This window comes from Legionella bononiensis, assembly GCF_016786215.1.
Taxonomy (GTDB): Bacteria; Pseudomonadota; Gammaproteobacteria; order Legionellales; family Legionellaceae; genus Legionella; species Legionella bononiensis.
In genome coordinates, this window is record NZ_JADOBG010000015.1 from 44,285 (window position 1) to 57,230 (window position 12,946).

Consider the following 12,946-nt stretch of genomic DNA (forward strand, 5'->3'; position numbering starts at 1 on the left):
ACAAATACTGATAGAGACAGGGATGGGAAAGCTCCTAACTAAATCAAAGTTCAAAATGGCTTTAGAATGCCCAACTAAGCTCTGGTATTATGATCGACCTGATGAATATGCAAATATACTGGATGATGACTCTTTTCTAAAAGCATTGGCTGAAGGTGGTGCTCAAGTAGAAGCATTGGCAAGATGTTATTTTCCAGATGGCATATCAATTGAAAGCTCAAGTACAACGGAGGCACTAAACAAAACTCAATTGTTAATTCAAAGGGATTCAATAACTGTATTCGAGGCCTCCTTTCAATATCAAAACTATTTTCTGCGTGCTGATATCCTGCAAAAAAGACCAGGGCATATCAAAATAATTGAAGTTAAAGCAAAATCAATTAGTAAAAAAGATGAATCTAAGATGGCAACTAAAAAATGGCAGCCATATATTGCTGATATCGCTTTTCAAAAATGGGTTCTGCAGCAACTCTACCCATCCTTCACCATAAGTAGTTATTTAATGCTTGTCGATAAAGATGCTATCTGTCCAACTGATGGCTTAAATCAAAAATTTCTGGTACAAAAAGATAGCAACAGTAAAGCTATTGTTACATTAACATCACCAGTAACGGAAGAAGATTTATCGATAAAAATCTTAAGAGAAGTAAATGTTGACCATCATATCGAATTGTTTTGGCAAGAAAAAAATGAAGAAGAACAAACGGTAAAAGACCAGTTTCACAATTTCAGCAAAATGTATTTTAGTGAGCAGAAGTTCACTCCTAAAGCAAAAAGCGAATGTGGTGATTGCCAGTTTAATACAAAAGAATCAGACAAATTCCTATCTGGTTTTAAAGAATGTTGGCGTGAATCATTAGGGTACAAAGAAACAGATTTTAATGACCATACAATTCTCGATTTATGGGATTGCCGAGATAAACCGAAATACTTTCAGCAAGGACTAATCAAGCTAAAGGATATTAACGAAACAGAATTCAAAATAAACGAATCGGATAAATCAGGTATTTCGAGAACAGAAAGGCAATGGCTCCAGATAGAAAAAATTAAAACTCAAGACAATAGCATCTGGATTGATAAAGAAAACCTAAAGGCTGAAATTGATTCATGGCGATATCCCTTCCACTTTATAGACTTTGAAACAGCTATGCTGCCAATTCCTTTTAATAAAGGTTCTCACCCTTATCAAGGTATCACCTTTCAATTCTCACATCATACACTTAATGAAAACGGTCAAGTTTCTCATGTTGGTCAGTATCTGAATTCTGAGCCTGGAGTTGATCCAAGCATCGAATTTGTTCGCCATCTAAAAAAGGAATTAGAAAATGATGATGGGACAATATTTCGATATAGTAACCATGAAAACACCTATCTCAACTCTATTCTTGAACGACTAGAACAAATGATTGAACCTCCTAATGATAAAGAAGATTTAGGCTCTTTTATACGCTCCATCACAAAGTCACCATCTGATAGCAAGGTAAAATGGGAAGGTCCGCGTTGTATGGTTGATATTTTGGAATTAGTTAAACGTTTTTATTATGATCCTCTAACCAATGGTTCTAATTCAATTAAACAAGTATTTCCTGCTATTTTAAATCGATCAGATTTCCTTCAAGAAAAATATAGCCAACCAATATATGGATCCGTAAATGGAATTCACAGCCATAACTTTATAAATCAATGTTGGATAGTTAAAGAAAATGATCGAATAAAAGATCCCTATCATTTGTTACCACCAATCAATAAAGACATCACTGATGAAGATGCTCAGCTTTTATTTGATAGTGAAGACTTAAAAGAAGGTGGTGCCGCAACAATAGCTTATGCAAAGTTACAGTTCACCAATATGAGTAATTCTGAACGAGAAGAACTTAGAAACGCTTTATTAAGATACTGCGAACTAGATACATTGGCCATGGTTATGATTATAGAGGTATGGCAACATATCCTTCAAACTTAAATTGAATTACATATGTTACGTGAATGCTCTGTATGCTTCCCAACATGCAATTGCTCAAATCAGTTGCTCGCAAATTAGCAAATGAATAACATTATTGTTATTCAAACAATGCCTGCTATAATATTAAAAAGCACTATATTTATATATATTTAAAAAAACATATATTTTTCAATGAATAAACATTTAAATATTAAATTTTAATGTAATGTTTTTTAATGTAATTTCATTACAAGAGATACTTCCATGAAATCAGTGAGTGATAGTATTATAAGGCGTATAAGAGCCAAAAAGCGTGGGTGGGTGTTCACGCCCAAAGATTTTGTGGATATAGCACCTCGTAATACTGTCGGTGTTGTCTTACATAGATTGGTTGATAAGGGGATTATCAGAAAGATAGGCCACGGGATTTATGATTTTCCTATTCAGCACCCAAAGTTAGGGACCTTATCAGCAAATGCAGATGCGATTGCCAGAGCAGTTGCAGTTCGCACAGGAGACACTATTCAACCCGGTGGTGCGCAACTTGCTAATCAGCTAGGTTTTGATAATCAGGTTTCAGCAAAGCCGTCTTATATTACCTCCGGTAGCACAAAACAAAAAAGAATATCTAACTATCCAATGAAGTTTAGCCATTCGAAATTTTTAAATAATATCCCTTTAAATCCTAATGTAATTAAGGTATTAAACGCATTAAATCATCTAGGAAAAGACAGTATTACTGACGACATGATTCAGAAAAGTAAAGCTATCCTGTCACAAAGAGATAAAGCGCAGCTCAAAAAAATATTGACTCAATTACCAGATTGGATGATTAGAGTTGTTGTAAATATTATAGGAAAATGAAATGAGAGAACTACTGGAGCTTAGCTCGAAAGAACGCCAACTGACCTTTGAAGAAGCAACAGCTCGATCAGAAATGATTAAGAACCCCATTATTATTGAAAAAGACTTTTGGGTATGTTGGACTCTAAATCAAATTTTCTCACACCCTGATTTATTACCTCACGTTATTTTCAAAGGAGGAACCTCTCTCTCGAAATGCTACAATGTAATTGAACGCTTTTCTGAAGATATTGATTTAACTTTGTGCAAAAACTATATCGGCATCAACGAAAATAATGACCCAGCAAAAGAAAGTTCAAGAAAACAACGAGACAAGCGCTTGGATGAGTTAAGTGAGAAAGTTAAAGAAAAAATTTCTGGAGAAATCAGAAAGCTACTAACGACTTCATTTAACGCTGGTCTTTCAGAGCATTTTAACGAAAGTGATTGGCACTTAGAACTTGATGAAAATGATGATCAAAGCTTGATTTTTCATTATCCAAGTTGCTTCCCTAAAAAAACCTCGGAATATATTCAATCAGCAGTAAAATTGGAATTTGGTGCTCGGGGAGATATTAGCCCTTTTGAGCCTAAAAAAATAACCTCTTATTGCCACCAACTTTTGCCAGAATTATTTGATGATATCCCCGAAATATCTGTCTCTACACTGTTAGCTAAACGGACCTATTGGGAAAAAGTAACTTTACTGCATGCTGAGTATCATCGCCCTACTGAGGGTACTGTTCCTCGCAGATTATTTCGTCATTATTATGATATTGTTAAGTTAGATCAAAGCGGTCTAACACAAGATGCCTTACAAGATATTAATCTGTTAGCAGATGTTGTAAAAAATAAATCCATATATTTCCCAACAAAAAGAGCAAATTATGAAGAGGCGGTAGTTGGAACTTTACGCTTGTACCCTAACAAAGAATTTATAAATCAATTAAAGCAAGATCATAGCAAAATGGTTGATATGTTTTTTGGTGAGGCACCTGACTTTGAGAACATATTGGAAAATATAAAGAGAATTGAACAAGTTATTAATACCATAACTATTTAAAATAAAAAGTTGATAACGTAATCCACAAGAGGCTAAAATAACCTTGCGTGAGATTTGCGTGTTTGAGTACGACACTGTTATACATCGTACGACATTTGTAGTGGTATCGCGCGACAAATTATTTATTTTAAATCAACGAGTTAACTTAAAGGCTGAGGGCTCATAATCCGTTGGTCCTAGGTTCAAGTCCTAGTGGGCCCACCAATAAAATCAAGTAGTGACGGTAGTTTTCAGAAAGTTCGAAAAAGTTATGTAGACGCAATGTAGACAGATTATAAGGAAATTTTAAGGTCGGATATGGGACCAATAACGCTTTTTGATAAATCATTCATACAAGCCCTTTCTGTGGATGAATCTGTATGGTTCGGACATTTTTTTTACCCCATTATCTGCCCTATATTTTATGTTGAAACTTTAGCAGACCTAGCAAAAACAAACGGAAAACTTCCTCCAGAAACCATTGTGAAAAGAATCGCCAATAAGTTCCCGGACGCAAATGGCTCCCCTTGCGCATTTCATTTAGAAATGGCACTAGTAAATTTGCTCGGCTCTTCCATTCCCATGCGAAAAGGTATCCCTTTAAATAGAGGTAAATTTGTAAACAAAGATGGAAAATCGGGGATAGTACAGGAAGTGACATCCGAAAATGATGCTTTTAATCGATGGGTCAGTGGAGATTTCCAAGAGATTGAACGATTATATGCAAAAAATTGGCGCGCTCAATTATCGAATGTAGATTTGAATAGTACAGCTAATGAGCTTCATAAACTGGGGATAAATACCAGATCCTGTAAAACGCATACTGATGCTAAAATTATTGCTGAAAATATTATTCATGGAACAGATAAAATATTTGAACGAATGCACTTAATCTGCATACTCTTAAGGACACCAAAATCATACATGCATCAAATATTTGCTCGCTGGAATAGTTCGGGCAATATGCCACTTAGTCGTTATGCCCCCTATGCAGCTTATGTAGCAACGGTTGAACTGTTCTTTTACATTTTAATAGCATCAAACCTAGAATCGGGAGAGAGAAACTCACATTTGATGGATATGGCATACCTTAACTATCTTCCATTTTGTGACTTTTTTGTTTCTCAAGATAAGCTTCACGAAAGATGTGCACCGTTATTTTTGAAAAACAACCAGTTGTTTGTTCGAGGAACTGAATTAAAAGAAGGTTTAAAACAAATTGACCAGTATTTTGATAATTTTTCCCCTGAAGAAAAGGAGAAAGGAATTATCTCCTTTGCGAAAACACCACCCAAAGAAGACAGCTTTCTAATTAGCAAAATTTGGGATAGATATTTTTCCGATTGGCGTACCCAGAAACCTATCAATGAAATTAATCCAAAAATACTCGAAGAAATTAAGAGCATGATTAATGCAGAGCCAATACCAAGAGAAAAAATAGATTTTGACCCTCAAAACCCAGACTCCTTAACTATCCATCGCTTGGTTCGAAAAAAAAGAGGGAAATGGTATCAACTCCCTAAAGATTTCAATCCTGAAAATAACTCATAACGATATCTTCATATATTTTTTAATATCAAGATTGGAATTAATCAAACTCTTGTCAGATTGCGTGAGCATTCGACTAAGTACATGGTAACAGTTCTTGCATTGTGTTTGTTGGGTATATGTAGACTGGCGTGAGCATATCAAAATGCTCCAATCCTAATCAAGACATACTATACTAAGTGATATCATTTTAGGAGTTAAAATGAGAATTCTTAAAAAAATAAAACACAAAGGATTATTTTGGTTACCCATGAATGAAAATAAATTCGAAGGGAATTTAATAATAACTGATGGAGGAAGAATTAAATTATTAATGGAAAAACCGCTTGGAAATTCCGAAGATAATTTTGATGTTATACACGGCCTAATAGATAATAGGCCAGTAAGTCTTATTAACTCCTATTATAGAAGATACCCTTTTTTATATCCTTTGGATAAACAATTTGAAATACATGTTCATGAAGCACTATATGGTAAACATTATCTAAATGCTGATAAAATTAATTTAATCGAAGGGACATTTAGGTTTATTTCACTTTACAAATGGTTCAATAAAAAAATCACAACTTCAATTAAAATAAACGATGACACTTTATTAACCCTAAAAGTAAATAAAAATAACACTAGTTTTGTATTAACCAGCTCAATTCCATTCACACAAGAGGAATTTTATAAAAAAATAAAAATAGTTGAATACTTTTTTATTCTAATATTGAATCATATAGTAAATTTAAAAAAAATAAGTATGGTTGATGAAAACAAGTGTAAGGTACTTGTTTACCACCAATCAACTATATTTGATAAGAATAAAGATTTTCAATCTAGTGAATTTTTAGAGTTTTATGATTTTGAGAATTTTTTACTAATTTTGAAAAACTTCATAGATCTCTATGAAACTCATTACCCTATTTTTTATTTGTATTTATCATACTTAAGTGAACAATATCATGTGCTTGAAACTAAGTTCCTCGCATTAGCACAATCTTTAGAGGCATTTCATCGTATCGATCTAGAGAAAAAAAATCATACTTATATGGACCCTGTGCAATTTAAAACTTTAAAAACTCATATTTTAGATTGGTGTGCTATAGAGGAAAATAATATCCATCAAGAATGGTTAAATGATGTAATATCTCATATGAATGACATAACTTTCAAGCAAAGGCTCAACCAATTAATCGAGCCATTTAAAGTATATTTAAAAGATAATGAAGAATGTGACAATTTGATAACTAGAATTGTTCGAACAAGAAATAACTTAACCCATATAGATGCTAAAAATATAAAAAAATCTCATGAAAACAATTTGTTAGAACTTTGTTTCAAAATGGATGTTCTATTATGCTTTTTAATTTTTTCAAAATTAGGATTCTCCTCGGATGAATTTCAAAAAATATTTCAATCAGAGGCAATTAAATTTAAACTAAATTTAAAGTAAAAGATTAATTATATTGAAGCGAGTAGCAACTGTCTTGAATTTTCATTCAAGACAGTTGCTAGGCTGGCTATTAGACCTATGCCTTTAAACTAAAAAATAGAATCAATCTAAATCTTTTATTATTTAATCGTATCCGTTCGGAGAAATACACCTACAAAGATCACTTTGAATTGAAGATACAGTCTCTCTTTAAAGGCTCATGGTTTTTCTAATTATTGAAGCCCCCTTGGGCTTTAATAAATTGCACAAAATTATAAAAAATCATATTAAATTCATGCTCATACAATCACCTTATTGAGCGTTTTTTACACTTATGATATGATGTGCATTCTTTTCAATATGAAAAATCGTATGAGAAAAGTTTTGTAAGGAGATCTGTATGATAGATATTTTTATCTATAATGTGGTGTATATTAAATGTGACTTTTCTAAAATACGTACTAGTGAATCTCAAAAGCTTATTTTAATTGCAAGCCCCTACTGTCTCAACGAACTGAGTGATGAAAACCGTGCTTGCTTTGATGAAATCCATCCCATTTCCAGAGATTTTCAACAAGTAGATCTGGATGAAATCGAAAAAATTATTCTCCAATATTTACAAGAATATGGTCCAGAAAATATACGTCTACTTAGCAATGAAGATAGTACTCTACTAGTCTGCGGGCATCTGCGCGAAAAATATGGTATAAGCGGCCATAGAGCAGAGACATTGCTCCCTTTTGTCAATAAGGTTGTATCAAAGGACAGACTGGAAAATGTCGTTCGTATGCCAAAATACATACAGTTTGATAAACAAGCCTATTTAGAGAATAAGGATGACTACCTCCAATCATTAGAGAATAACTTGGGCTTTCCAATGTTTGCCAAACCTGTAGATTTAGTTAGCAGTATTGAAACCCATCGTATTCCGGACATGGATACGCTGATTCATGTGCTAGATCGTATAGTCGTCCATGATTATGATTTTGAAATTGATGAATTTATTGATGGCGAGCTCTTTCATTGCGATGCAATGATTATCGATGGTGTTATGCATTTTTTCATGATCGGTAAGTGCAGCTTTGCTCTTTCGAGATTTTTTGAAGGAAAACCAGTTGGCAGCATACCAATTGTAGATCAACACATGTTTAATGAGTTGAAACAATTTAGTCAGAAAGTCTTTGATAAGTTATCCTGTCCATCTGGCGCATATCATCTTGAAGCTTTTTTAGATAATAAAACAGGTGAGTTTGTTTTTCTTGAGGTAGGAGCGAGAACTGGTGGTGCACTTATCACAAAAGTGTATGAAAAACTGTTTAATCTCAATATTGAAGAAACAAACTATCTTATACAGATGGGGGAACTGAAAGAGATTAATGTAACCCAAAAAGATATCTATGCTGGCTTCCTCAATTTTCCTAAAATAAAAGGCTCGCTCCAATCAATCGTAAAACCCAGCTTAGATATTGACAGTGAATTTATTGAATTTGTGAAACCCGATGACCAGCTGGAACAGGCAGCTAATTTATTAGATATTTCTTGTAGTATTATCTTCTGGGATGAGTGCTATGATAAAATTTATAATACTTTTGAATACTTAAAAAATTACAAACCTCTCCTGTTCCAACAAGAGTCTGCCTAACCCTCATCTTTCTCTTATAACAATCTGATTAGCAATTTCGTGGCCTATACATTATGCTTATTGATAGGAGAAAGATATCATTATGGATAAGCATAATAATTCAGAGCGCCTCATTGAATTGCTTTTTAATAGTATGCCCTTTTCTTATGTCTTCTGGAAAAACACCAAAGGCATTTATAAGGGAACCAGTTCCAACCAACTAAAACTCTTCGGGTTAAACAGAGATGAAGTTATAGGCAAGACTATTTTTGAAATTTTAGAGGATTATGATTCTGCAAAGGCGATCGATGACATAGATAATCAAGTCATGCAAAATGGCATTCCACAAGAGCTGGAAGAATCCATAACAATGGCAAATGGAGAGGTAAAAGTATTTCTTTCCCAAAAACAGCCGATAAGAGACGACCAGGGTATTATCATAGGTATGATTGGTTTTTCTCTCGATATTACTGAACGAAAAAAACTAGAAAACGAGTTAAAAATAGCTAAAGAAAAAGCGGAAGCTGCCAGTCAAGCCAAGTCAGAATTTCTCGCTAATATGAGCCACGATATTAGAACCCCTTTATCAGGGATTATCGGACTATCGGGAATTTTGGAGGATGAAGTCTCTGAAATCAAACAAAAAGAACATGCCCATATGCTAAATATTAGTGGTGAACAATTATTATCACTGTTAAATAGCGTGCTTGATATTGTAGCCAGTGGAACCATCCAAGACAAAAAGCTAAATCTAGTTGAATTTGATTTAGAAGAAATGCTTCACAACATTTTTGAATTGGAACTTCCAGCGATTCAGGTGAAATCCATAACGATAAAGCTCGAAATGGATGATAATATTCCTAAAGTGATAGAATCTGATAAAAGTAAGGTCTATCGCATTCTATTAAACCTGGTGAGCAACGCTATAAAATTTACCACTGAGGGCAGCGTCACATTAAAAGCAAGTCTCTTGGAACAAGAACGTTCTTCCCCACTATTACGATTTGATGTAACTGATACAGGCATCGGTATTGCTGAAGAAGACAAAGATAAAATATTTGAAACCTTCTTTAGAGCTTCTCCATCTTATGAAGGTAAATATGAGGGACATGGCGTTGGTCTTTCAATTGTTAAAAAATACATTGAGGCTTTACAAGGCACCATTGAAGTACAAAGTAAACGTAATAAAGGAACAACCATATCTGTTACAATTCCATTCCGACCAGTTAGCAATGAAATAATTGCTCCTCTAAAGCTTGAAAAAGATATAGAAACGTCCTTGCAATCGAGTAGTAATTCTAATGCAATTCAATATATCGAAGGCCAGCCTTTTGTGTTATTGGTTGAAGACAACCCAATGGCTATGCGCATTGCCAGTAACATGCTTAAAAAGGTAGGTTGCCGTTTTGACCAAGCAAGCAATTCGACAGATGCCCTGAAACTTGTAAAGAAAAACCGTTTTGATTTTATCTTATCTGACATTGGCCTACCTGATTTTTCAGGTTTTGTACTGGCAAAAAAAATCATGGAATATGAACAAGAACAAGGTCTCTCTCCTACCCCCGTCATTGGGCTTACAGCACATGCAAAAGAAGAAGCCAAAGTACAACAAGAGTCTTCTGGCATGACAATCGTACTCGAAAAACCTCTAAAATCTGAGGAGTTGAAGTTTCTCATCCAAAAATATTGCTCAGATTCGAAAAAATTATCATTCAATACTACAAATGCTAATGATCAAGTTGATATAGGAAATGATGACCCATTATTTGAATTTGATACAGCTATCAAGTTATGGGGGGCTAAAGAAGCAGTTATTGAAACGATCGAATATATGGTAAATGAAGAACTAACGAGAGCTATCCCCGAAATTGACTCCGCTTTTGTATCAAAAGATTGGGAACAACTCAAATCCCGTGTCCACAAATTTAAAAGCTCTTGCTTATATAGCTCGACAACTGCTCTACTAAATTTGACCAAGAATCTCCAAGAAATTGCACTTAATGAAGATGATGGCCAAAAAGAAATTGTTTATGCTAAATTTCAAAAATGTGCTGAAAAAACCAAACAATGTCTCCTACAATGGCTTAAAACGAATAAGTAATTTTTCGGAAATAGTATCCTGCATAGGGGTCTGACCAAAATTTTATATTAATAAACAATAAGATATCCATAAAACCCCCTATATTTCCCCTCTTAAAAGCTATTTTTGAGGCCAAAATTAGCTGTTAAAAAGGTAATGATTTTTCTTTCTATATTAGTAAGCGTAGGCCGGGCAACTTATTGCCCGACATTTCTAATGCTCTTAAAGGTATTCGTTTAGGTAAAATACCTTTGCGAACATAAAGGGGTCAGATTGCCATTTGCTTGAATAAAATTGGTAAAAATTTGGGGATCTGGAATTCATGAGTTAACAGAATTATAAAACTACTCTATGATTAAGAAGCAAAAGGCACGATCTGACCCCGTATTCTCATTGCTGAAAATGAAATGTAGCATGTCATAAATTCGCGAATCGCGAATCGCGAATTTATCATAATTAAATGCAGAGTTTTTAGTGTCCCATATGTCCCAAGGTTACAAAGTAGGATAGGGACCAGTCTAGCTCAATAATGGCTTAGATGTCCCACCTGTCCCAGCAGTCCCTGGCATTTTTACAAGGTCTTCAAGGAGAAAAATTCATTTATATTCCATATTAGACGGACTTACAATCCATATTAGACGAATGTAACTATATGTTTAATAATTGCTTTAAGGATTTTTAGATATTTAATAACGCAATATACTATGATTTCCACAACCGAATAAACTATAATTTAAACATCATCATATACTATGATTTCCACAACATAATATACTATAATTTCTACATACACCTATAAATTGAAATATTATGAAACCTTCAGAAAAACTATCGCAGTCACTAGAAGTTTTACACAATCTACAAAAGCAAGGTAAGTACGCTATCCAATCAAAAGACATAAGCCGTACTCATAGGGAACGACTTGTAGACAATGCATTTTTAGAAGAGGTTGTAAAAGGTTGGTATGTACCTATAAAACCTGATGAACAAAAAGGGGAAAGTACGGCTTGGTATGCTTCTTTCTGGAGTTTTTGTGCTTCTTATTTAAATGAACGTTTTGGTGACGAATGGTGCCTTTCCCCAGAACAATCTTTACTTCTTCATTCAGAAAACTGGACTGTACCTAAACAACTAATGATACGCAGCCCCAACGGAACAAACCGTAATATGGAGTTGCCTCATAATACTTCTTTATTTTCAGTACAATACAAAATGCCAGCTACTCAGGATATAGAGATTAAGCAGGACATGCGAGTTTATGCAATTGTGCCAGCATTGATCTATTGTTCACCTAAGTTTTTTTCTCAATATCCTACTGAAGCACGCTCTGTTCTTTCAATGTTTAATAGTGCATCTGATCTTCTGCATTATTTATTAGAAGAAGGACATTCCTGGATAGCAGGAAGGATTTGTGGCGCACTTCAAAATATTGGCAAATCTCACATGGCAGAAGAGATCAAAAAAACCATGGAGAGTGCCGGTTATCAAATAAGGAAAGAAGATCCTTTTTTAACAAATACACCGATAGATTTTTCCGCAACTTATAAGCCAGCCTATCGCAGTCGTTTGGAAGTTATGTGGCATGATATGCGCGAGACAGTCAGGGAAAACTTCCCTAAGCCCCCTCTCAAGACAACCGATAATAAAGAATATTTAGAACAAGTAGACGAAAATTATATCTCAGACGCTTACCATTCTCTATCTATTGAAGGTTATCAAGTAAGTCCAGACTTAATTGAAAAAGTTCGTTCTGGGCAATGGAATCCCGATGCTACAGAGCAGGATCGTAATCACCGTAGTGCATTAGCCGCCCGTGGATACTGGCAAGCATTTCAATCTGTGAAAAAGAGCCTTATAGAAATATTAAATGAAGAAAACCCCGGAAAAATAATACAAAAAGAACATGGGGATTGGTATAGAGAATTATTTCAACCTAGCGTTGCTGTAGGTCTTTTAAAACCAACTGATCTGGCAGGATACAGACGCAGCCCTGTATACATACGTCAATCAAAACATATTCCTCCCCGTTGGCAAATTGTTAGTGAACTAATGGAAGAATTTTTTCAGTTAATAATTCAAGAAAAGGAACCTGCTGTTCGAGTTGTTCTCGGACATTTCTTTTTTGTTTATATCCACCCTTATTCAGATGGTAATGGCAGAATTGGACGTTTTTTGATGAATGTTATGCTGGCGAGTGGTCATTATCCGTGGACTATTATTCCTGTGGATAGAAGAAATGAATATATGGAGGCATTGGAACAGGCAAGTGAGCATCAGAATATCCTTCCTTTTGCTAAATTTATTGCTAGTTGTATTCAGTAATCGTGGTAGATAAGAGCGATCGTTGTTCATCTTTTCGTGAAAATCTTTGGATGATATTTTTGAGTAGTCTTTAAATAGGTAATTACATGAATTTTAATATTAGTAAAATTATACAAATAATTAAAAATAAT

At 34.3% G+C, this 12,946-nt stretch carries 8 protein-coding genes; all 8 read left to right on the forward strand.

The window, feature by feature from the left end; genetic code table 11:
• Positions 1 to 22: 22 nt before the first annotated feature.
• Entirely contained in the window at positions 23 to 1,963 is a 1,941-nt protein-coding gene (locus IZU94_RS10195; protein WP_203110346.1) for a DUF2779 domain-containing protein, read from the forward strand.
• Between the two features lie 243 nt (positions 1,964 to 2,206).
• Entirely contained in the window at positions 2,207 to 2,806 is a 600-nt protein-coding gene (locus tag IZU94_RS10200) for a DUF6088 family protein (RefSeq protein ID WP_203110349.1), read from the forward strand.
• Position 2,807: 1 nt separating this feature from the next.
• The gene (locus tag IZU94_RS10205; RefSeq protein WP_203110351.1) at positions 2,808 to 3,848 is read left to right on the forward strand and encodes a nucleotidyl transferase AbiEii/AbiGii toxin family protein; all 1,041 of its coding nucleotides are present in this window, start codon (positions 2,808 to 2,810) and stop codon (positions 3,846 to 3,848) included.
• Between the two features lie 297 nt (positions 3,849 to 4,145).
• Positions 4,146 to 5,378 carry a hypothetical protein gene (locus IZU94_RS10210; protein WP_203110353.1) on the forward strand — a complete coding sequence of 411 codons (1,233 nt, stop codon included), beginning with the start codon at positions 4,146 to 4,148 and terminating at the stop codon, positions 5,376 to 5,378.
• 199 nt (positions 5,379 to 5,577) lie between these two features.
• Positions 5,578 to 6,813: a HEPN domain-containing protein gene (locus IZU94_RS10215; RefSeq protein ID WP_203110354.1), complete on the forward strand. Its 1,236-nt coding sequence runs from the start codon at positions 5,578 to 5,580 to the stop codon at positions 6,811 to 6,813.
• A 379-nt stretch (positions 6,814 to 7,192) separates the two neighbouring features.
• Positions 7,193 to 8,434: an ATP-grasp domain-containing protein gene (locus IZU94_RS10220; RefSeq protein WP_203110355.1), complete on the forward strand. Its 1,242-nt coding sequence runs from the start codon at positions 7,193 to 7,195 to the stop codon at positions 8,432 to 8,434.
• A gap of 82 nt (positions 8,435 to 8,516) precedes the next feature.
• Entirely contained in the window at positions 8,517 to 10,514 is a 1,998-nt protein-coding gene (locus IZU94_RS10225) for a PAS domain-containing hybrid sensor histidine kinase/response regulator (RefSeq protein ID WP_203110356.1), read from the forward strand.
• 789 nt (positions 10,515 to 11,303) lie between these two features.
• The gene (locus IZU94_RS10230; RefSeq protein WP_203110357.1) at positions 11,304 to 12,815 is read left to right on the forward strand and encodes a Fic family protein; all 1,512 of its coding nucleotides are present in this window, start codon (positions 11,304 to 11,306) and stop codon (positions 12,813 to 12,815) included.
• Positions 12,816 to 12,946: the final 131 nt, after the last annotated feature.